19 protein-coding genes are annotated in these 22,737 nt (G+C 38.0%); 16 read left to right on the plus strand and 3 right to left on the minus strand.

Annotation, left to right across the window (positions count from 1 at the left end; genetic code table 11):
• Positions 1–8 precede the first annotated feature (8 nt).
• From ABE099_RS04200 to ABE099_RS04210, 3 genes are all read left to right on the plus strand, one after another.
• Positions 9–1,685 (plus strand): SWIM zinc finger family protein, encoded by a 1,677-nt coding sequence (locus tag ABE099_RS04200; protein WP_430027667.1) that lies wholly within the window; start codon positions 9–11, stop codon positions 1,683–1,685.
• A 52-nt stretch (positions 1,686–1,737) separates the two neighbouring features.
• Positions 1,738–2,016, plus strand: a complete 279-nt coding sequence (locus tag ABE099_RS04205) for a hypothetical protein (protein WP_430027669.1) — start codon at positions 1,738–1,740, stop codon at positions 2,014–2,016.
• 194 nt (positions 2,017–2,210) lie between these two features.
• On the plus strand, positions 2,211–3,134 hold the full coding sequence (locus ABE099_RS04210) for a DUF7638 domain-containing protein (RefSeq protein ID WP_430027671.1): 924 nt from the start codon (positions 2,211–2,213) through the stop codon (positions 3,132–3,134).
• A 68-nt stretch (positions 3,135–3,202) separates the two neighbouring features.
• Here ABE099_RS04210 and ABE099_RS04215 read toward each other — a convergent pair whose 3' ends face one another.
• The gene (locus ABE099_RS04215; RefSeq protein ID WP_430027673.1) at positions 3,203–4,771 is read right to left on the minus strand and encodes a M4 family metallopeptidase; all 1,569 of its coding nucleotides are present in this window, start codon (positions 4,769–4,771) and stop codon (positions 3,203–3,205) included.
• Between the two features lie 479 nt (positions 4,772–5,250).
• Between ABE099_RS04215 and ABE099_RS04220 the strand changes: the two genes are divergently transcribed.
• The 3 genes from ABE099_RS04220 to nspC all read left to right on the plus strand — a co-directional run bounded on the left by ABE099_RS04220 (position 5,251) and on the right by nspC (position 9,769).
• On the plus strand, positions 5,251–7,014 hold the full coding sequence (locus ABE099_RS04220; RefSeq protein WP_430027675.1) for an S-layer homology domain-containing protein: 1,764 nt from the start codon (positions 5,251–5,253) through the stop codon (positions 7,012–7,014).
• 406 nt (positions 7,015–7,420) lie between these two features.
• Positions 7,421–8,620 carry a saccharopine dehydrogenase family protein gene (locus tag ABE099_RS04225; RefSeq protein ID WP_430027677.1) on the plus strand — a complete coding sequence of 400 codons (1,200 nt, stop codon included), beginning with the start codon at positions 7,421–7,423 and terminating at the stop codon, positions 8,618–8,620.
• A 9-nt stretch (positions 8,621–8,629) separates the two neighbouring features.
• A complete protein-coding gene (gene nspC, locus ABE099_RS04230; protein WP_430030448.1) occupies positions 8,630–9,769 on the plus strand; it encodes a carboxynorspermidine decarboxylase in 1,140 nt (379 codons plus the stop codon).
• 97 nt (positions 9,770–9,866) lie between these two features.
• Here nspC and ABE099_RS04235 read toward each other — a convergent pair whose 3' ends face one another.
• A complete protein-coding gene (locus tag ABE099_RS04235; protein ID WP_430027679.1) occupies positions 9,867–10,358 on the minus strand; it encodes an N-acetyltransferase family protein in 492 nt (163 codons plus the stop codon).
• Positions 10,359–10,822: 464 nt separating this feature from the next.
• On the opposite strand from ABE099_RS04235, the gene ABE099_RS04240 reads away from it, so the two are divergent.
• From ABE099_RS04240 to ABE099_RS04275, 8 genes are all read left to right on the plus strand, one after another.
• Complete coding sequence (locus ABE099_RS04240) at positions 10,823–12,652, plus strand: HSP90 family protein (protein WP_430027681.1); 1,830 nt, start codon at positions 10,823–10,825, stop codon at positions 12,650–12,652.
• 1 nt (position 12,653) lies between these two features.
• Positions 12,654–13,730 carry a hypothetical protein gene (locus ABE099_RS04245; protein WP_430027683.1) on the plus strand — a complete coding sequence of 359 codons (1,077 nt, stop codon included), beginning with the start codon at positions 12,654–12,656 and terminating at the stop codon, positions 13,728–13,730.
• A gap of 94 nt (positions 13,731–13,824) precedes the next feature.
• Entirely contained in the window at positions 13,825–14,910 is a 1,086-nt protein-coding gene (locus tag ABE099_RS04250; protein ID WP_430027685.1) for a hypothetical protein, read from the plus strand.
• A 20-nt stretch (positions 14,911–14,930) separates the two neighbouring features.
• Positions 14,931–16,286, plus strand: coding sequence for a hypothetical protein (locus ABE099_RS04255; protein ID WP_430027687.1), 1,356 nt, complete (start codon positions 14,931–14,933; stop codon positions 16,284–16,286).
• A gap of 55 nt (positions 16,287–16,341) precedes the next feature.
• Positions 16,342–17,238: a PhzF family phenazine biosynthesis protein gene (locus ABE099_RS04260; protein WP_430027689.1), complete on the plus strand. Its 897-nt coding sequence runs from the start codon at positions 16,342–16,344 to the stop codon at positions 17,236–17,238.
• A gap of 91 nt (positions 17,239–17,329) precedes the next feature.
• A complete protein-coding gene (locus tag ABE099_RS04265; RefSeq protein WP_430027691.1) occupies positions 17,330–17,878 on the plus strand; it encodes a hypothetical protein in 549 nt (182 codons plus the stop codon).
• A gap of 229 nt (positions 17,879–18,107) precedes the next feature.
• Entirely contained in the window at positions 18,108–18,947 is an 840-nt protein-coding gene (gene licT, locus ABE099_RS04270) for a BglG family transcription antiterminator LicT (RefSeq protein ID WP_430027693.1), read from the plus strand.
• Between the two features lie 140 nt (positions 18,948–19,087).
• The gene (locus tag ABE099_RS04275) at positions 19,088–20,986 is read left to right on the plus strand and encodes a beta-glucoside-specific PTS transporter subunit IIABC (RefSeq protein WP_430027695.1); all 1,899 of its coding nucleotides are present in this window, start codon (positions 19,088–19,090) and stop codon (positions 20,984–20,986) included.
• A gap of 162 nt (positions 20,987–21,148) precedes the next feature.
• On the opposite strand, the gene ABE099_RS04280 is transcribed toward ABE099_RS04275, so the two are convergent.
• Complete coding sequence (locus ABE099_RS04280; protein WP_430027697.1) at positions 21,149–21,457, minus strand: hypothetical protein; 309 nt, start codon at positions 21,455–21,457, stop codon at positions 21,149–21,151.
• A 225-nt stretch (positions 21,458–21,682) separates the two neighbouring features.
• On the opposite strand from ABE099_RS04280, the gene ABE099_RS04285 reads away from it, so the two are divergent.
• Both ABE099_RS04285 and ABE099_RS04290 read left to right on the plus strand, forming a co-directional pair.
• Positions 21,683–21,970: a Dabb family protein gene (locus ABE099_RS04285; RefSeq protein ID WP_430027699.1), complete on the plus strand. Its 288-nt coding sequence runs from the start codon at positions 21,683–21,685 to the stop codon at positions 21,968–21,970.
• A gap of 178 nt (positions 21,971–22,148) precedes the next feature.
• Positions 22,149–22,598 (plus strand): YtxH domain-containing protein, encoded by a 450-nt coding sequence (locus ABE099_RS04290; protein WP_430027701.1) that lies wholly within the window; start codon positions 22,149–22,151, stop codon positions 22,596–22,598.
• Positions 22,599–22,737 lie beyond the last annotated feature (139 nt).

Below are 22,737 nucleotides of genomic sequence, written 5' to 3' on the forward strand. Positions count from 1 at the left end.
GGATCGGGGTGGCAAATTCCAGCCTCAAGGGACAGTTTGATTCATTTATATCACGGTGTGAGGATGACCTACTAGTCCGTTACAGTAATAAAGGCTTATTTAATCGCGCCAATAAGGACATAAGTAAGGGTCTAACGGTCACCTACCATTTTGATTTACTAGACAAGGTAAAGTGTGAATTGTCCGATGATACAATCTGTTATTTGACAAATTCTCTGGACACCTGGACATGTAGTTGTCCGTCCTCACAGCTATGCAAGCATGTATTAATTGCTATTTTATACTATCGAGAGAACCATCTTGAAGAAGTTGCTTTAGAGGAAAAGGATAAGACAATAGACTTTAGTTGGCTTGTTACTATTCCATTGACTGAATTGCTTCAATCCTATACGCCTACAATGATCGATGAGGTTGCCTTTCGCCTGCGGTATGACGAGCAATTAGAGATTACAGCATCCTCTTTACTTACGGTTAAAATGGTGAAAAGAGGGGTGGAGGTAGCCTTTACTCCTGAGCAAGGTACAATGCTATGTGCATTAAAGGAACGTGAAGGTGAATTAATTAAACTGGAGGTTCTTCTTAGATATCGCGCTCATCAAGGGATCGATGATTCTCCAGCACTTATTGCACGTAAGGGAGTTCTCTCCTTTCCAGCAGGATTTTTACAGGAAGGTATGGAATTATTAACAAGTATAGTTTGCAATGGACTGACAAGATTGCCAGAGGAGATCACAATCCAACTTGACACGATGTCTGTTCATGCAAGAAGCGCTGATTTACCGAACATCGAACGCGGACTTCATGCTATAAAAACGGAGCTAGAGCTTTATTTTGCCCGTCATATTCGTTTTTCAATGGTTACATTACTAGGAAAAATAACAGAAACGTATCTTGCACTAAAGGCTTTACACAGGCAATCGATTTTGCCAGTGGAGCAACAGCTTGGGGCGAAAGAGCTTGCACAATTAACAGGTAGCTTTCGCAGTAAATATTATGAGGTGCCTATGCTCCATCTGTATGGACTTGGTGCTGAACCATGGCAAAGCAAATCGTTATATAAAGGGATTACGTATTATTTTTATAGTCTAGGGGATGGCCGTATTTACACGTATACTGAATCACGTCCGATTTATTATGACGATATCTCCTTTGATTATGTTAAGTATTATGAAGCGCATTCACCTTGGCAGCTTGATTTATCGCTGAAGCAGTTTAGTAAATCAGAGGTTTCCTTCACGGGGATGAAGGTGAATGAAGAAGGACGGTTATCCTCAAGCGCTACTGCTAAATTAGTTATTTCTGAACGTCAATTCGTTGAGGATATGCAGTTTGGAAGTTATGAGCATAAATCATGTTCTACTTACAACAGTGGGACAACAACCTCCTTGTTTACACGCAAACCACCATCCTTTGTATTGTTTCGTGTACAACAAATTTGTGAGAGTGCTTTTGATCAGAGATCTCAAAATCTCATCATGAATGTACTGCTTGAGGATGAGCAGCATGTGCAGTTTACAATTCCTTTTCAGTCACAATGGGAGAAGGCATTGAAAGTGTTAGAGAAAGCAACCTTCTATGAGAAGCATCGTCATTTTATTGCCTTCGTACGTATAGAGGATGACTTGATTTATCCAATTAGTTTTCTTAGTGGAGGGCATGTCACAAGCCTACTGTTAGACTTATAATTTGGATAAACAAGCACCGTCCATTTGCCATATACTAAAGGAGGGGGAAGGCTTGAACCAGAAGGAAGCTTTAATTAGTACCATTGATGATTGGTGTCAAGAATTACTGCTAAGAGGGATTGATCAGCTTGCGGAACATGATATTGATACTTTAGAGGAAATGAAGCTACAAGGTACTAGCCTGCATATGGACTTCTTAGTTACGTTGCTTACAAGCTTGATTCAGCATAGTCGTGATTACGTATTTGGCGTAGGAAAGCAGCAGGAGGTTGCGCCTATTTATTTTCAAGTTGCCGCTTATGTTCAGCTTCTTCATACAGGATACAAGTAATCGATAATAGGGCGATACACTTATCTTTGGTGGGTGTTTATCGACCCTGTTTTTCTTTTATTTTAAGGATAGGGCTAGAGCATCTTGTAAAGGAATATCATGTTAAGATAGCATGGAAATAACCCGCTTACTTAGGCTGGACACAAATGATTCAAGCTTACATACACTTTAGTAACAAGAAAAGGAGAAAAGAAATGTCAAAAATTCGTAGGACCAAAACAATTGAAGGGGTAAAAGTGCCTGGTTTTATATGTAATGGAGGAAGATACTTCTTTAACTATATTGATGTCTATGAAGATGGCATGGTGAATTGCTGGGAATTAGTAGATTTAGAGGGGCTAACTGAAAAGCTAGATATAGGTTGGCTTGTGCCTAAGGTCCCGCTTGGCGAAGGGATTTCAATCCATGGCTTAGGGTATTATAAACTTGTAGCAGCCGATTGGCAGATGAATAAATCGCGGTATCAGGATTACATTCATGATAAGGTGAGAGGACTCAACCCTTCCTTTACAAATATTTATCAAATTTCTGATGAGGAAAAAAAGCTTTGGCAGGAACGTCGGGTTAAATATTCACCTTCACCTGAAGATTTTGTAGTGACCCAAGAGGTAGGTTATTCAACTGAGCCAGGGGATGGGTTTACTATATTTATGAAGCATCGTGGTAGAAATTACTTAGTTCGTCTCCTTGTTTACCGTCATGATACTGTCATCTGTTATTGCCCTCATTTTGAATTAACGTTTAAGTTAGATCAAATGCGTAAGTTATGGGATGAAGGGATATTTTTTACCTCGGTCAAAACACGCACGCCAATTGTTTGGGATGATTTAGGGGTATTGACGGTGATTGATGGAGGTTATGCTTGTGATGTGGAAGAAAAATTCAAGGAGTTTATGGATATTAGTAGTCGCGTAAAAGGAGAAAAGTCAGTGATTGAAAAATGTAGGGCAGCTTATTTCAACTATTTAGAGTATCCTAATGAACACTCACGGAGTAAGCTTAAGGAAGCTTATGAGCTTGTTCCAGAGCATCAACGCATGTATTTGGGCGATATGGATAATAAGGATTACGATTACGTACGGATTATTTATCATCCAGAGCAGAAACGTGAAGTATAATTATAAAAAAGATAAAGTTTAACTAAAAGCGCCCTCTACTTTTATGCAGAGGACGCTTTGTTTATTTTTTAATAAACACCAACTGCATTATATGCATTTGTTACAGAAGTGACCTCAGCGGAGTTTACACCATACAAATCTTTAGCAGATTGGATGGCAGCTACACGCATATCGCTAAAGTTGGAATATACTGTTAAATAGTAGACGAGTGCACGATAATAGATGCTTACGGCTTTGTCTCTACCAATTCCCGTTACATTGACATTATGGAAGGTTCCGCCTTCAGATAATAAATAAAAGGCTTTGTTGTTAATGCCACTATTTGTGTGAACACCACCATTATCCTGTGAACCAGTATAAAGGTTACTGAAATGATCGGGTTGTCCGTATAATGGAGGGTTAGATAAGGAACGAAGCGCATCCCCTGGAATGTTAGGGGTATAGATTAAATCACCAAGCAACCAATTTGTACCATCGATGGTATTTCCGATAATGTCTGAAATCGATTCGTTTAATGCGCCAGGTTGACCATAATATTCAAGATTGGCTGTAAATTCTGTAACCCCATGTGTTAATTCATGGCCAATAACGTCAACATCGGCAGAGAAAGCTCTGAAATTAACGCCATCCCCATCACCATATATAATTTGTGATCCTGTCCAAGCGGCGTTATTCCAGTTACGATAGTAATGAACAGTTGATTTAATCTCCATGCCTTTGCCATCTAAGCTATTACGATTAAACTTATTTTTGTAGAAATCATATACTCTTCCTGCATAGGCGTGTGCGTCTACACCAGCGCCATCGGTCCAGTTGTTGTTATTAGTGCTTGTTAGTAGAGTTCCAGGAATAGAAGTAGTGTTACGCGCAGTATACGTCGTAATTCCTTTACCACGTGTCGTATCTTTTAGCTGATAAGTAGAGCCACTTTGTGTAGTTGTGAATGTTTTTGTATCCCCTAGTACACCTTTACCTGTGCCTACTGCCGCTCCTATTAAACTATATTTTTGTAATATATCACCACTGACTGCATCAATAAAATAGCGATCACGAATAAGTTCAGGATCAAGCGCAGTGACCTCTGTTACATAAGTGAGCAAAAATTTACCATCTAGTTCATAAACATATAGCTTCGCTTCAGGTGCTTTATCTGGTGAACCAAGTTGTCCGTATTGTTGCTCGGAATCCTTGTTTGCAATGGCGATAGCTTCTTCTGGCAACAGCTTTGCCTCAGCACCATTCGCAATTTCTGCTGCATCAGGGAATACCTTACCTAAATAGGCTGTCACATTTCCTTGTGCATCAAAGTGCACCGTTTGTTGTGCACCGTATACAGGAATATCGCCAACGTATTGTTGGAGCTTATAGTGTTCTGTGTTTGTTTGATCATCTTTTTCTGCGGATTGAATTTTTAGCTCTTGCTGAATTTCTGCTCCTAATTGTAAAGTATCTTTATGCTGTTCCAAATAGCTATACACCTTCTCATCTTGAGATAAGCCTTCTGGTGCAACCCATAATTCATCAATAAAGCTAGGGACTTGCGAGGCTTGTGCATGAATTTCAGATGCTCCTGCCGGTGCCAGTGTTGTTAAAAGCAATGCTGTGGTTACAAAGATGGAAGCTAAACGCTTTCTCATAATATCCACTCCTCTTTAATTTTAAGCCTCTTTTTTGTTTATGGCTTTTGTTTCTTTCTGATCAACACAGGTGCGGCAAGCATAAAGGTTCTTTAAGAGCTTAGAGCAATTCTGAGGTGGTCTTACGAGGTAAACAGAAATACATAAAGCTATAGCTAGTTATGTTATATAAGCATCACTCCTTTCAATGTTAAATCATATTTAATATACCTTGATAGTCGGATTATACTTAGAATGCCAGTTTATGTCAATATAATATTTTTTATGAATTTTATGTATTTAATGTTTAGTGGGAATTATATTTATATATTGACACCGCTTTCATAATTAGATAAGGTAGTAAATATAATAATGGATTGTTACCGTACTTTGTACGGGCGAAACCTGAGCTAAAACATGGCTGCGAATTTTTTCGTAGTATGTTGGTTCAGGTTTTTTTATTTCATAACCCTATAAAAAAACTACAGGAGGGAATAAGTATGGCATTAAAAAAAATGAAGCTAAGCTTCATGGTGGCTATTGTGATGACATTGGTTGTTGCAGGTTTCCCAATTCACACAGTTAAAGCAGAAAACAGTAACAGTAAGGGAACGGTAAAGGGCATTGTTGCTAACACGTATATAGGCGATGGTGGACCGATGGTATATTCATTTGAAATTGAAGTTAACGATATGACTCCTTACCAAGATTTAAAGGCGGGGGATTTCGAAATCACTGGTAATTATGATGGGTATCCTTTAAATAAGGAAGGAAAGATCGCTCAAAATAATTATGAGGATGATGGAATTAAGCTAAGTATTAAAGATAATAAAATTATGTTAGATGTGAAGGCTTTTAAATATCCAGGCGGATATGTATCTGAATTCGAAGTTAAAAATGTAAAATATCCTGAATTATCTTTTAATAAGTCTAACGTTACTAAAGTAAATACAAGAACAGTAGATGATTTTAAGGCAGGTAGCTTTAAGGCAAGTAATGGAATTGAACTTAAATATCGCCTTAACTTAAGTAAAGCAGCTACACCACAACCGCTAGTAGTTTGGTTGCATGGTGGGGGTGAGGTTGGTACCGATAATTTAAAGCAGTTAACTGAAAATAAAGGTGCTGTGGTCTGGTCAGAGTCTGGTCACGATACTTCAGTATTAGCCATTCAATACCCTGAAAATTACGGCTGGGCGATTTATAAAAATAAAGAGCAACTGCCTATCATGGAGCAATATTTTACAGCACAAAAAGAATTAATTCATAAAATGGTAGCAGAAGGTAAGGTCGACAAAAATAAAATTTATGTCGTTGGTGTGTCCAGTGGTGGTGGGGGCGTACTTAGATTTTTGATGCAATATCCTGATTTGTTTGCTGGTGCAATCGCAATAGCGGCAAAGGATACGGTAGCGGATTATACAGGTTCTGTAGAGGTATTTAAACAAGAGCTTAAAAATTTAGTTGATATTCCTTTATGGATTATTCATGCTGAAGGAGATCCAACCACAGATAGTCGAACAAGTAAGCTAGCTTATCAAGCACTAAAGGAGTTAGGGAGCACTAAAGTTCATGCTAAATTTTATAGTGATGAGGAAATGGATGAAATGAGACTATATGGTGGGTTGCGCCATTGGTCGTGGGCACCTGCATTCAATGATACAAAGCTCATCGATTGGTTGTTTGATCAATCTAAATCAGTTCCTTATATTACTGGATTTACAGATGGAAGCTTTAAGCCTAATGCAGTAGTGACAAGAGCACAAATGGCAGCAATGCTAGCTAAAGGGTTAAATTTGAAGCTAATAGATATGGCCCCTGACTTCTCTGATGTAACTAAGAGTTGGGCGCAATCTGAAATTATGCAAGTAGTAAAATACGGTGTGATGAAGGGAATCTCCAAGACTGTATTTGCGCCAGAGCAAAAGGTAACAAGAGCGCAGATGGCTGTCATTGTGGATCACCTGTTGAGCAACCAAGGGACTTCTTCGGCTGTAGGAGCAGAATCAACCACGTTTAGCGATGTACCCGCAACACATTGGGCATACACTGCTATTCAAGCGGCTGAGCAAGCTAAAATAATGCAAGGTTATGGGAATGGAACATTTAAGCCAAATGTAGCTATCACTAGAGCAGAGGCTGTGAAAGTGTTAAATCTAGTTTTTCATCGTGAGCTAGCTCAGCTAGGAGCTATGCCTAGCTTTAACGACGTTCCTATGGAACATTGGGCATACAAATATATTGAAGCAGCTGCAAGACCTTAAGTGTGAATCCATGTCAAAATAACTCCGTTTTGAGGTAAAGGAAAAGTTTCTTTTATTTCTTACGGAGTTTTTTTCTTTCTACTATATGGCTTATCTATAGCTAATCGTAAACTATGCATAAAAATTAATAATCATTGATAATGGATACATTTACATTTTCCTTTAATAGTTGTTACATAACTAGCGCATACTGTTGTTATAGCTCATCCTGATTATTTTCAACTTTTTTTAAATAGCTTCATATGAAAAATAGAGCATTTTTATGAATTTATGAGCATTTCTAAAAATATATTGAGATTTTGCTGACTAAATATCATTTTTTGTCGTTTTTCTTGATTATTTGCGATGTTTTTTGTATAATCAGCTTTGTTGATTTTTTATATGGAACTTTGAGGAGGTATTAATGTTGGGAAAAGCTTTGATTATCGGCGCCGGCGGCGTCGCTAGTGTTGTAGTGCATAAGTGTTGTCAAAATCCGGACGTTTTTGAAGAGATTTGCATCGCTAGCAGGACCATCGCAAAGTGCGAAGCTCTAAAAAATAAATTAGATGGCGGACAAACCAAGATTTCAGTTGCTCAGGTGGACGCTGATAAAACCGAAGAGGTTATTGAATTAATTAAAAATTTTGGTCCGGATGTTGTCATTAACGTTGCGTTGCCGTATCAGGACTTGACCATTATGGATGCCTGCCTTGCTACAGGTGTTCACTACGTGGATACTGCGAACTATGAACCACCTGATACACCTAAATTCGAATATAAATGGCAATGGGCTTATCGTGAGAAATTTGAAAAGGCAGGCATTACTGCTTTACTAGGAAGTGGATTTGACCCAGGTGTTACTGGCGTATTTGCTGCGTATGCTCAAAAGCACCATTTTGATGAAATCCATACTATTGACATCGTAGATGCAAATGCGGGTGACCACGGTTATCCATTTGCAACGAACTTTAACCCTGAAATTAACATTCGTGAGATTACAGCTAATGGTCGTTACTACGAAGATGGTAAATGGATTGAAACACCACCACTTTCACATAAAAAAGAATACGATCTGCCTGAAATTGGGCCTAAAAATATTTACTTGTTGTACCATGAAGAATTGGAATCCTTGGCGGTGAATATCAAGGGTGTAAAACGTATTCGTTTCTGGATGACGTTCTCTGATAACTATCTTAATCATTTGAAAGTACTAGAGAATGTAGGAATGACTTCGATTGAGCCAATCCAATTTAATGGAGAAGAAATTATCCCATTGCAATTTTTGCAGGCTATTTTACCTGACCCAGCTTCACTTGGACCAAGAACAAAAGGTAAAACAAATATCGGTTGTATTATTCAAGGTACAAAAGATGGCAAGCCTAAAACGTATTATGTGTACAATGTTTGTGACCATGAAGAATGTTATGCAGAGGTTGGCTCACAAGCGATTTCTTATACAACTGGTGTACCTGCGATGATTGGGGCAATGATGATCATTAAAGGCATTTGGAATAAACCAGGCGTGTACAACGTTGAGGAATTTGATCCAGATCCATTTATGGATGCACTCAATAAACATGGATTGCCTTGGCAAGAAGATCACTCGCCAACTTTGTTGGATTAGGTGATGGCAATGAATATTGATTTCAGCACTGCACCTACACCTAGTTATGTTGTTGATGAGCGATTATTGGAAAAAAATCTTAAAGTGTTAGACTCGGTTCAGCAAGCGACCGGTTGTAGTATTTTGTTAGCGCTAAAAGGATTTTCAATGTTTTCTACATTCCCATTAGTCGGTAAATATTTAAAAGGAGTTACTTCTAGCTCCTTATTTGAAGCCAAATTGGGTCATGATAAGATGGGTAAAGAGGTTCATATTTATGCTCCAGCTTATGTGCCCTCTGAAATGGACGAGCTTCTTGGTTATGTAGATCATATGGTGTTTAATTCCTTTAGCCAGTGGCAGCAACACAAAGAAAAGGTACAAGCTGTTCAAGGAAAAAAAATTGAATGTGGCATTCGGATTAATCCAGAATATTCTGAGCTTGCTACACCACTTTATGACCCTTGTTCTCCCTTTTCACGTATGGGTACTACACTTGCTAACTTTAAGCCAGAAGAGCTTGAAGGGATTGATGGACTACATTTCCACACGATGTGTGAGCAAAATTCCGATACGTTAGAACGGACGCTTCAAGTGATTGAAGAGAAGTTTGGTCAATATTTCTATCAAATGAAATGGATCAACTTTGGTGGTGGTCATCATGTTACCCGTCCTGACTATGATCTTGATACTTTGATTCGTTGTATCAATCATATTCAAGATAAATATGATGTGAAGGTATATCTTGAACCAGGCGAAGCTATTGCCCTTAACACAGGTTACCTTGTAACGACTGTATTGGATATCATGAACAATGGCATGGATCTTGCGATTCTCGACACATCTGCAACTTGTCATATGCCAGACGTGCTTGAAATGCCTTACCGTCCTAACATTATTGGTGGTGGAGAACCAGGTGAACATGCTTATACCTACAGATTAGGTGGTTTAACTTGTTTGTCTGGAGATGTCATCGGTGACTATTCCTTTAAAGAACCACTGAAACCGGGTGATCGTCTCGTATTTTGTGATATGGCACATTACACGATGGTCAAAAACCATATGTTTAATGGCGTTAACCTACCTTCGATCTGTAGCTACAATGACAAGGATGGTATAAAGGTCATTCGTCAATTTGGTTTTGAGGATTATAGTGGACGCTTGTCTTAATTAATAATTTTATGGAATACTTTTATAGGTAATATAAAGTTGGTTGGAGAACATTTCGTTTTCCAATCAACTTTTTTTGATTGGTTTAACCTTGTTGCTACACCTTTAAACTGTAATTTTCAATACTGTGGTATTTCCCGAATTTAAATCCAACCTCTGGTATTACACCACAAAATGTGAAGCCAAACTTCTCATGAAGCCGACGGCTACCCTCATTCCCTGCTGTAATTACGGATATGATCATATGGGTAAGATTATTTTTTTGAGCCATATCGATGATCGCAGTCATCAAAGTAGTTGCAACACCTTGATTTCTAAACTTAGCTGCTATGTATACCGATAACTCCACTGTGGAATTGTAGGCTTCTTTATCCCTGTATGGGGATAAGCTAGCATAACCAGCGATTTGACCTTCAATTTCCGCAACAATAAGGGGATGGTTGTTACAATTATGCTTATAAAACCATTCAGTCCGTTCTTCGGTTGTCTTTGGTGCTAAATCAAACGTAGCCACGCCATTTAAAACCTCATAATTATAAATCTCAAGTAATTGGGGTAAATCATCTATTGTTGCTATTCTTATTTTCAATCCTCACATCCCCTTTGAATTTTTATTCATTATCCTACCTATTCCTCATATAGTAAAGAATAAATTTGAAGACAAACATTCGTTCCTTTTAAACTGATTTTAGTACTTGCTTACTATTGCCAAAAAAGGAGAAATCTATGAAAATACTTGTTACTGGCTTTACGCCATTTGGTGGAACTTGCCGAACTAGTTTCAGACTTATCTCATTTGGTTAAATTTATTAAATAATCTTACCACATATATTTGTTAAGTAATGATTATTAGGTTGAACTAAATTAGAAGTGAAACGTTCATCTCTTAAAACCAGATTTCAACCATTAAGTTGATATGATAAATGGAATCTGGTTTTAACAATGATTGGAAGAACCCTCTGTCTCGTAGCAACCATCTCCATAATTGTCAATCACTCAACTTTATTTAGATTCAATCATAGTAATTAATTTTAATAAGATAGGAGTAGCACAATGGAAAATCAAGATACTTATCGTTTTCAGGTCAATTTAAGTGGGATGATTAACATTTTATCTAACCACCTCTATAGCAATCCCAAAGTATATTTACGAGAGTTATTGCAAAATGGGGTAGATGCCATTACGGCACGACAAGCACAAGCAGATGAGGACTACATAGGACAAATTAACATCGAAGTGAATGGTGTTGGTGCTGGAGCAACCCTTATAGTAGAGGATAATGGGATCGGTCTAAATGAAGCAGAGGTACATGAGTTTTTAGCGATGATTGGTCAATCGTCTAAACGAGGCGATGATTTTTTATCTAACAATGATTCTTTTATTGGTCGTTTTGGGATTGGGTTATTGTCCTGCTTTATGGTGAGTGATGAGATCGTTATGCTCACTCAATCTGCCAAAGGTGGGCCCGCATTAGAGTGGAGAGGTAAGCCAGACGGTACGTATACGATTCGTAAGCTCGAACCACTATCCCCTGGAACGAAGGTTTATTTGCGTTGTAAAGCAGGTTGTGAAGTTTATTTTGATGAGCAAAATTTGCAAAACTGGCTTTATTATTATGGTGCTTTATTACCTTACCCTATTATTTTGCGTGGTGAGGAGCACACGAGACAGATTAATCCAACATCACCAGTATGGGTTAAGGAGCCACTACAAGCCCGAAATCACCGTGAGGAAGTGCTGGCTTTTGGAGAACAGTTGCTTGGGGAACGTTTCCGAGATTTTATTCCACTCCAAACCTCATCTGGACGTACAGGAGGCATTGCGTTTATATTGCCACATGCAGTGAATCTGAATGCCAAGCGGAATCATCGTGTTTATTTGAAGCATATGCTTGTATCCGAGGCTGCTACAAATATTTTGCCTGATTGGACTTTTTTTGTGAAATGTCTAGTTTGGACAGATGAGCTTCAGCCTACGGCCTCAAGGGAGCATTTTTATGAAAATGAAAAATTAGAGCAGGTGCGTGAGGAACTTGGTGATGCGATTCGTAAGGAATTAATTTCGATGGCGGAATATAATCCTGAACGATTACAAGCTATTATTCATTTGCATGCATTGTCAATGAAGGCGCTGGCTGTGGCAGACCCTGAATTTTATTCTATTATTCACGCTTGGTTACCTTTTGAAACTACGTTTGGGACAAAGTCCTTGGGGGATTTAATTTCAGAGCATAAGCATATATATTTTACTGCTACCCTAGATGAATATCGTCAAATTACGCATGTGGCCTCCGCCCAATCGATGCTTGTTGTAAATGGTGGTTATATATATGATGCGGAGCTACTGTCTGCCTTGCCTTTAATTAATCAAAATATTCAGGTGGAGAGATTGTTACCTGAGGATGTGTCCTTGTCATTCACAGATGTGACGGCAGAAGAAAGAATGCAGTTTTATGAAGCGACTCGTTTTGCAGATAGTGTATTGCAAAAGTTTCGTTGTCAAGTTCAGCTTAGACGCTTTAAGCCTGAGGATATTCCAGTGTTATACACCTTATCCGAGGAATCGGCTAGTCTCCGCTCGCTTGAGGCTGCGAAAGAAACAACAACAGATGTATTGTCGTCTGTGCTTGGATCATTAGGTGCTTCTTTTAAAGATTCTGCATATGCAACTTTGTATTTTAATTTGAACAATCCTGTTGTGGAGAAAGTATTTAATTCTACGAATCGAAATATGATTGGGGCCGCAGTTGAAATGCTATATTGCAATGCCTTAATGATGGGACATTATCCGATGAGTAGGCAAGAGATGGCGTTATTAAATCAAGGAATTGTACGTTTTATTGACTGGGGAATGAGCGTAAATCAGGAAGGTGGAGAAAATTAATATGAATTTTGCTGAAATGGATTTTGATGAATTAATGGAAGAAGCCTATAGCTTGCCCGATGGCAAAGCCAAACTGGACATATTAGAGCAAGCAGTGCGTGTTGCAGATGCTGCTGGAGATATAGAACAAGGCTTTGAGGCGAGAAGTGAAATTGTGGAATTTGGAAGCTTTCATGGTTATCCAATGAAGGCGTTAGTAGCGTTTTCATGGCAATTAGGTCAATATGATAAAAATCCTGAGCTTTTTGATGAATATTCATTATTATGGTCCTACAAATGGGTGCTTGATCGAATTACTTCCTTCGCAGATATTAGTCGTACACAAATTGAGAACCTATTAGCTGATATGAAAACAAGATACTTGGCAGCAGGATATAGTGATCGTACCTATCATTATTATAAAGGACATACATTTACAGAGTTTGGAGAGCTGGAAGCTGCAAAGGCGGAGTGGGAAATTGTACAATCGATGGAACGAGATGATATGAGTGATTGCTTAGCTTGTGAGCAAAATAGATTAGTTGAGTTCATGTCTAGGCTAGGGGATGATGAAGGAACAATCAAGGCTTCTGAACCGATCCTTAAAGGTGGAATGAGCTGTGGTGAGGTTCCGCATGTTACAATTAGTAAAGTATTATTCCCATTGCTTCGTTTAGGACGTAAGGAGGAAGCAGATAAATTACAGCGTAAGGGCTACAAGTTAATTAAAGGGAATCGTGACTTTTTGTATCATCAAGGAGAGCATGTAGGTTATTTAACGTTAACTGACCCGATCAAAGGATTAGAAGTGTTCGAGGAATATGTCGCTTCCTCTATGGATCATGAAGATCCATTAGACGTAATGATTTTTAACGCACATTCTGCTAACCTTTTCAGTAGACTTGCAGAAGAAGATATAAATTATCAGGTTAAATTGCCTACAGGTCATCCATGTGAGCATCTAAGTAGTGATGTGCAAGCCTTATCACGTTATTTCAAGTCATTAGCACTTGCCACTGCTGAAAAGCTAGATCACCGCAATAAAAATAGTTACCATGTAACACTAGTTGAAAAATTATCCACCTATCGCTTACAATAGTACTGATTGTACACTTGTAATAAAGTCCAACTTCTTATTAAGGAGCTTGGACTTTTTTTTCAAAGTAAAGCTATCAAGAAAAGAAGGGAACCAAATGAACAGTGAATTCAATGCAATCGACTTTGATGAATTGATGGATCAAGCGTTACGTTTACCGGATGGGGATGCAAAGCTTGCTTTGTTAGAGCAGGCGGTTAGAGTAGCGGATACGCGAAAAGACATTGAGCAAGGGTTTAAGGCACGGGAGGAAATGGTAGATTTATGCACCTTTAAAGGATACCCTTTAAAAGCATTGGTTGCTTTTTCATGGCTCGTAGGGATGAAGGATAAATATCCTGAGCTGCTTAGTGGTTATTCGTTATTATGGAAATATATGTATATTTCAGGTCATATCACCTGCTTTCCGGAGGTTAATCGAATACAGATTGAAAACTTACTTGAGGATATGAAGCTTCGTTTTGCTGCTGAAGGTTATAGTGATCGTACCTATTATTATTATAAAATGATAGTTTCAATTAGAATGGGTGATCTAGACGAGGGAATTGAATATTATAAGCTTGTGCAGACGATGGAAAGGGATGAAATGAGTAATTGTCAAGCATGTGAACAAGCCTCACACATAGGTGTTCAAGCAATATTAGGTAATGATGAAGGAATATTACACGCTGCTGAACCGATTCTTGCTGAGAAATTAAAGTGTGATGTAAGTTTAGAGACGACTATTCCATTGGTGTTAATGACATTATTACGTTTAGGACTTAAGGAAGAAGCAGATGAATGGCAGCGTAAAGGTTATGAATTAATAAAGGGAAGACGAGACTATTTATTTCAGTTAGGGTTACATATAAGTTATTTGACTTACACTGATCCTATTAAAGCATTGGAAGTTTTTGAGGAAAATGTGGTGCACTCATTAAACCAAGAGGACCCTGAGATTATTATGTATTTTAGTGCCTTCGCATCAAAATTGTTTTCACGTATAGAGCAAGAAAATATACAATTTGATGTGCGACTTCCTTTGGAGCATCCTTGTTTGCATCTCAGTCGTAATGTAGCCCAATTGGGAAAATATTACAAAAACACAGCGTTAGACTATGCTTATAAATATGATCAAAGAAATGGGAACGATTATCGTTCTAATGAAATATTAGAGTTATGCCAGTTCTCAGAGTTAAAATAATTTACAATTGGAGGGAGTATATGGGCAGGTCAAGACGGATGATGACTGCATTAGCAGTAATAACAGTACTAGCTGTCGTTGTAGTTTGGTATACGGGTGTTTTTGATAAAAAGGAGAAAGAATCTTTTGTTGTAAAAGATATATCAGGTGATTCATCCCTATTATCACAGGTCAAAATAAGTGGCGTATTGCGAAATGGAAAGCAAACAACTTTCTTTGATTGGATCGGGCATGAGGTGAAAGCAACCACACAATATTTTCGTAAGCAGCAGCCTATCGAATTAAGACCTTATACATTAGGTGGGGAATTAGGGGTTGGCGATAAATATTATACTGTGTATGGGGAGCAAAACTTTAAAATTTTAGAACAGGATCGAAGTAAAAAAGATGGGGAGCAGACCCGAAGTGCTGTGGTGCCGTCTTCCATAACCTATCAATTGGGAAAAATTAAGGATGACAAGTTGGCAAATACTAAGTTCACCAATCCACTAGAGTATGGATTAACGGATGTGGATGATCAAATGTTTTTTATAGTCCCTAACAATGCAGCTTATGCGGGCGAAAATAGCATTTATCAATTAGATTTTAAGCAGAAAAAAGACAAATCCAACTCGCGCAAGCTTGCTACGATTGATTTAAAGGAGAATGCACTTTCAACTCAGAAGGAACAACCGAGAAATATTGAGGTTTTGGGCTTAGAATCAGTTGGTAAACAATTAGCAGTTGTGATGTCTAAGGATGGAAAATTAGTTATTCAAGCTTATGATAGCGTTTCCGGTAAGGAGATAGGAGTCGTTGAAGTTAACGATGTCTATGTACAAACTGATCTAAATGATAGTGTCTCAAACCCGTCTTTAGAGGGAAAAACAGTTGTGCAATCCTATGGTTATAACGTTTATCGGGATGAGAATAATGGCGTATTGAATTTGAGCTTTAATATCGTGACAGAGGGCCAGGTAAACCGAGATGTATTATTTGTAAGTATAGATATGAAAAACAACGTAAGCTTGCTATCCGTTTTGAAGTCATCTTTTAGCAATCCAAAGGAATCAGCGACTGCTCTAATTGGTGTTAGACAAGTGGCTTACCTACAAAATCATTTATATGTTATACGCATGGAGCAGGAGCAAACAGAAAATCAAAAGGTACAAAATGATAAAGCAAAGGACGCGAAAGAAGATTCCGAGGTTAAGGCCAAAGAAGGCTACAGACATTTGTATGTATATGTGTATAATGCATCCGGTTTACTTTATAAGGGTGAACTAGTGACCTCAATGAATGACGATTACGATTCATGGCTAGAAGATACAGAAGGTTATCATTCTGGGAAATATCGTTTTTTTGAAGACTTGAAAATCACTGCTGTATCTAGATAAAACTCAAACTTTTTACTATATATTAGTATAAAACTAAAAAGAAGAGGATGATAACATGAAGCGTACCATTCAAGTGTATCACTATGATGCTTTCTCAAACACTCCAGATAAAGGAAACCCAGCAGGTGTTGTTTTCCAAGCGGAACATCTAAGTGAAGCTGAAATGCAGCAGATAGCTTATGAAGTGGGATTTAACGAGACCGTTTTTATATTAAAATCGGAAACGGCAGATGTTCGGCTACGTTATTATACACCAGGTCATGAGATTAATCTTTGCGGACATGCAACAATGGCGGCGCTCTATGGTATGAAGAGTCGTGGTTTATTAGAGGGGAAGGAATCCATCACAATTGAAACAAAAGTAGGTGTGCTTCCAATTCAGTTTGAGCGAGATGGTGATACATTACTTATTGAAATGAAGCAGGATCAACCCCGTTTTGTACCGTTTGAAGGGGATGTGGAGAAGCTTGCAGGGGCGATTCATTTAACTACAGATGATATAGACCTAAGTAAACCAATTGTATATGGAAGTACAGGCACTTGGACTTTGCTCATTCCTATACGTCATCTGAGTGCTTTTGCGAAAATGAAACCAGATTCTTCTCAGTTTCCTAATATTTTGTTAGAAAACCCTAAGGCATCGTTACATCCCTTCTGCTTTGAAACTCGTGATGCTGATAACATGATGCATGCGAGGCATTTTTCTTCACCTTATTCTGGGACAACAGAAGACCCAGTAACAGGCACTGCCTCAGGGGTGATGGGAGCTTATTATTTAAACTATGTAGATCAAGAGGCGAATGAGATTCAATTTGTAGTTGAGCAAGGGCATGAAATGGGGAGAGAGGGAAGAGTTCAAGTGAAGGTAAGCCGCGATCAACATGAGATGGACGTTCGAATTAGGGGCACGGCTGTTTTTGTTAAAGAGATGAGCGTGAATCTAAATATTTGAGGTTAAGTTTAGGATCAAACTAGTAATTTATATGATTTTGGAAATATTTTTTAATAAAATAGATATAAATTCGAATAAAGGAAACTTATAGGTGGTTGTAATCGTTGTTATATTGAATGCTATTTTTACTATAAAAGGAAAGAAGGCAATCAATATGAAAAAAAATTCTAATCTTAAAAAAGCTGTAATGCTAGCAAGTGTAGTTGTGTTTGGTACAATTACTATTAGTGCAGCTGTACAGGCAGCGTCATTGCCCACTGCTCAGCAAATCAAGCCATCAGGAATTATTATTACGCCTTTTTCAGTGTTTGATCCTACTTTTAAGAGTTTAGAAAACGGTTCTGCAATAATTTCAAATAAAAAAGATGGTAATATTACGATTAGTGTTGAAACCAATGCAAAATCTAAAGTTTCAACCGTTGGTTTAAGTTTTGTTCTACAAAGATGGGACGGTTCTGTTTGGATTGATGTATATTCTAGTGGAGCCTCTACGAAATCAAATGCTAGTTATCTTATTGCTTCTAATGATAGAAAAGTATCTACTGGATATTATTATAGAGTTAAATCTAAACATTGGACGATTAAAGATGGTGTAAAAGAGCAAGGGGAAAGAGTGACAAATAGTTATTTGGTAAATTAATGTATTAATACTGTAAGTGTTTGTCGATTAGAGTTGTCAACCTAAGATGAGTATGATAGTATGTTATAGAACCAAATAGACACACTTACTAAACATGGATTGTTACTGAAATATCAGGCAAAACCATAAACAGGCACAAGGTGTCGGTTTGGGTTTTGCTTTTGCTTTTTATAGAGTGCAGAGGTAAGCGTTTTTTTCATACTACAAATAGTGTTCTAAGGTGATGGGGATGAGAATAGCTAAGGTGTTGAATAACAACGTCATTACAGTTATTGACGATCAACACAGAGAATCAGTGATAATGGGTAGAGGTATAGCTTTTAAGAAGCAACCAGGGGATGAGATTGAAGAAGAGCGGATCGAGAAGATTTTCACTCTAGAAAATCGAGAAGTTTCTCAAAAGCTCATGACTTTACTTTCTGATATTCCTATGGAGTATATGGATATATCTGATGAAATTATCCAATATGCGCAAGGTGTTTTAGGTGGGAAACTTCATGATAGTATCTATATCTCTCTAACAGATCATATTCATTTTGCAATCGAACGCTATCGGTTAGGTATGGAAATTAAAAATGCCCTTCTCTGGGAAATAAAAAGAATGTACCGTAAAGAATATGCGATTGGCGTAAAAGCATTAGGGATTATTACAGATAAATTAGGGGTAACGCTTCCTGAAGATGAAGGCGGTTTTATTGCGTTACATCTTGTGAATGCACAGCTTAATGTGGAGATGCGAGATACGGTAACGATGACGAATATTGTTAAAGATATTATCAATATCGTTAGAAGATCGTTTGTTATAGATTTAGATGAAGAGTCTCTAAGTTATTATCGTTTTTTAACCCATTTAAAGTTTTTTGCACAACGAATTTTATCAGGTACTTCAAGCAGCAACAAAGAAACTGACAACTCCCTGCATGATATGGTTAAGCAACAATACAGCTCATCCTACGCTTGTGCAGAGAAAATTAAAGATTATGCTCAGAAAATATATGGTCGTTCCTTATCCAATGAAGAAATGTTGTACTTGACGATTCATATAGAGCGTGTAGTTAAAAGTGAATAACAGGATTGTAACCGATCTTATGGGCAAAACCTGAATGTTTATTACTGCAAACGTGACGTTTGAGAGTAATTAAATATTCAGGTTTTTTTAATGGGAAATTTTAGCTTTATACTTTAATTGGTGTTCAGGAGGATAAAAAGATGGATAAAGTAAAGTTGTCCAAAGACATATTAAAGATGGTAGGTGGCGAAGAAAACGTTGATCAAGTGGTACATTGTATGACCCGTCTTCGTTTTAATTTGCATGATGACAAAATTCCGAATAAGCAGGAAATCGAAAAATTAGATGGTGTCATGGGTGTGATGATTAATGGGGGGCAATATCAAGTTATTATCGGCAACGAGGTAGCTGGTGTATATACCGAATTAGTGAAGCATATGTCTCCAACATTTACTTCTAAAGGTGAAACCCGTTCAGAGGATAAGCCTAAAAAAGCTAAAAATCCAGTTAGTGGCGTATTAGACTTTATTTCAGGTATGTTTACCCCAATTTTACCAGCGATCACGGGTGCAGGTATGATTAAAGGGATTTTAGCGATTCTAGTTGCGCTTAATTGGATAGAAGCTACAGGCTCTACTTATAAAATTATGGCGGCAATTGGGGATGGGGCATTTTATTTCCTACCTATCCTGCTAGCAGTAAGTGCTGCTCGTAAATTAGGGAGTAACATGTTTATTGCAGCAGGGATCGGTGCAGCGATATTACATCCAGACATTACTGCATTACTAGGAGGGCCTGAACAGGCAACATTCCTTAATATTAAAGTGATTTCCGCGATCTATTCTTCATCTGTTATTCCAATTGTAATTGCAGTCTGGTTAGCATCCTATGTTGAAAAAGCGATCGATAAAGTAACACATGCTTCCTTAAAGCTTCTTGTAGTTCCAACAGTAACTATGTTAGTGATGGTTCCTATTACCCTAATTGCTGTAGGACCCATTGGTGTTGTTGCGGGTAATGGTTTAGCGGACGGTATTTCTTGGCTGTTTAACAATGCAGGATTATTTGCAGGATTGCTTGTTGGGGGTACATTCTCCTTGCTAATTATTACAGGTATGCATTATGCATTAGTACCTATTATGATCGGATCAATTGCTACTCTTGGTTTTGATTACATGATTCCACTTATGGCAGCGGCGAACCTTGCACAAGCTGGAGCGGCATTTGGAGTGTCATGGAAAAGTCGTAATTCCAAAACAAAAACATTAGCATTTTCTACTGGTATTACTGCTGTAATGGGGATTACAGAGCCAGCCATGTATGGTGTTAACATGAAATTTAAAAAGCCATTTATTGCCGCTTTAATCGGTGCTGCAATCGGTGGGGCATTTATGAGCACGTTTGGCACTAAAGCTTATGTTATGGGTGGATTAGCTGGTCTTCCTGGTATTGCGATGTTTATTGGCCCGACACTTATTTACGCATTAATTGGATTGGTAATCAGTTTTGTTGCAGCAGCAATAATTACTTATGTAATTGGTTTCCAAGAAGATGAAGTCGAGGCTGTTATAACTGAAGTAGTAGCGGAACCAGCTGTGGATGCTAAAAATGTTGATATATCAATAGAGTTAGAGGCTTCTGTAGCAAATGAAGAAGTTTTTAGTCCTATCGTTGGAGAAGTAAAACCATTAAGTGCAGTTCCCGATCCAGCATTTTCTGAGGAAATTATGGGTAAAGGTGTTGCGATTGAACCAATTGAAGGTCGTGTCGTGGCTCCAGTAAATGGTACAGTGTTCTCCGTATCTAAAAGTGGTCATGCCATTGGTATCGTTAGTGATAAAGGAGCAGAAATGCTAATCCATATCGGTATCGATACAGTAAAATTAAAGGGACAACACTTTACTCCACATGTTAAAGCAGGAGCACAGGTTGTGGTTGGAGATTTACTCATGGAGTTTGATCATATCGCCATTAAACAGGCAGGTTATGAAATTATTACACCCGTCATTATTACAAATATTGATCAGTATAATGCATTAGAGCAAAATCAGGTCATTGAAGTAAAGCAAGGTGAACGTTTGTACAGTCTAAAAGTATAAGGCTTTAATAGAATGATAACGTCCTATTAAGTCAGGTAGCTATGGAGAGATTTTCATCTGTAGCTGTCTGACTTTGTGTTTTTAAAGGTGCAAAGGCGTTATTTTCTTTATAAAGTAAGAAGAAGCCCAGCAAAGAAAACGCTGGACCTTGTTTGCAAAAATTTATTGATGGAACGAGCAAATTTTCGTAAATGGGATAATAATTCGTTGAGCTTTATCATCTGCAATTTCAAGTGAACTGTTGTGGACTGCGATCAGTGTACCTTCAAATTTATATTCCTTCGTTTGGACTATAATAGATTGGTTTACCGCTCCTAGCAATTTTTGCTTTGTTTCATAGTCGGGGAAATGGGTAGAAGCTAGTTTTTTTTCAAGATGCTCAACACGTAATTTCAAAATTTCAAATGAGGTTTGAAGAATTCTGATTCGTATACGAATAGGTGAGTTCAATAAAAAACGAAATAAACCCATTGTAAATCCCCCCTTTATTTAGTATTGTCCTAGAAAAAAAGGACTTAATATATTATATGTTGGTAGATTGATAGAAAATTGTATAAACATCATTATTTATAATTTAGGGCATCCTTACAGTGTAATAACTTCAAATGAGTTGCCGTTTGCTTCTAGTTCTAGCAATATGATAGTATTTGTGTATGGTGCTTGAGTATCATTTTAATAGAGAAGGGAGGAGTTACATTGATAAAGCATGTTGTGTTTTTTAAGCTAAAGGATGGCTCAGCTGACAGTATTGAACGTACAGCAACTGTACTAAGAGGACTTGAGCATAAAATAGAGCAGTTGCGCAGCTTAGAGATTGGTCAAGATATACTTCGAACTGAGCGCTCTTATGATATTGCACTTATTGCTGTTTTTGAATCTTTAGAAGATTTACAAGCCTACCAAGTGCACCCAGAGCATCAAAAGGTCATCACTTATATGAATGATGTACGTGAAAGCTCCATTGCGGTTGATTTTGAATTTTAAATTTGCTGGACAGGGGCTTGTTGCTAGAGTAAAGCTACATAGGACTTTTCGCATATCTTATAGGGAAAAAATAGTTTATCTTTTATAGTGTCGGGACAAGCACGACTTGCTTATAATACATTAACGATATAGGCGTTAGCCCTGATAAGGGGTAATGTCAACTAGGGAGAGATGAGACATGAGTCAAGAAAATCAAGAAGTTCAAGTAAACGCTGAAGTAGAACAAAAAGTAAAAAGAAGTAAAGGCTGGGTTTGGGGAGCAGCAATAGGAACTGTTGTCGGCTCTGTAACGGCATTACTGCTAGCGCCTAAGGCAGGTAAAGAAGTTCGTAAGGACATTGCCGTTGGTGCGCGCAAGGCAGGGGAAAAAACAACTGAGGTTGCACAAAAGGTAGGAGAACAAACTGTACAAATTGCAGGTAAAGTAAAAAATACGGCAGACGGTCTTGTACAGGACTTCCAAAACTGGCGTTCTGGCAAAGAGGAAGAGGCACCTGTTGTTACTGTATCCTCAGACAGCACTGAAGCTGCCCAGCCAGTTTTGTTAGGAATTGCAGATGAAGCAGCACCTACCATTGAAGATGTTGTTGTGGTGGAAAGCGTAGAAGAAACAAAAGAAGAAAAATAATAATAGCTCAACTAAGAAATTAGTGGTGGAGAGGAAGCAAAAATAGCAAAGGGGGAGAGGGATGGTGGAGAAGTGAACACGTCCGCCTTTACAGACTGTTTTTCAAACCGATAACGATCTAATTTAAGAAAATCAGACT

Source organism: Paenibacillus turicensis (genome assembly GCF_050461185.1).
Lineage (GTDB): Bacteria > Bacillota > Bacilli > Paenibacillales > Paenibacillaceae > Fontibacillus > Fontibacillus turicensis_A.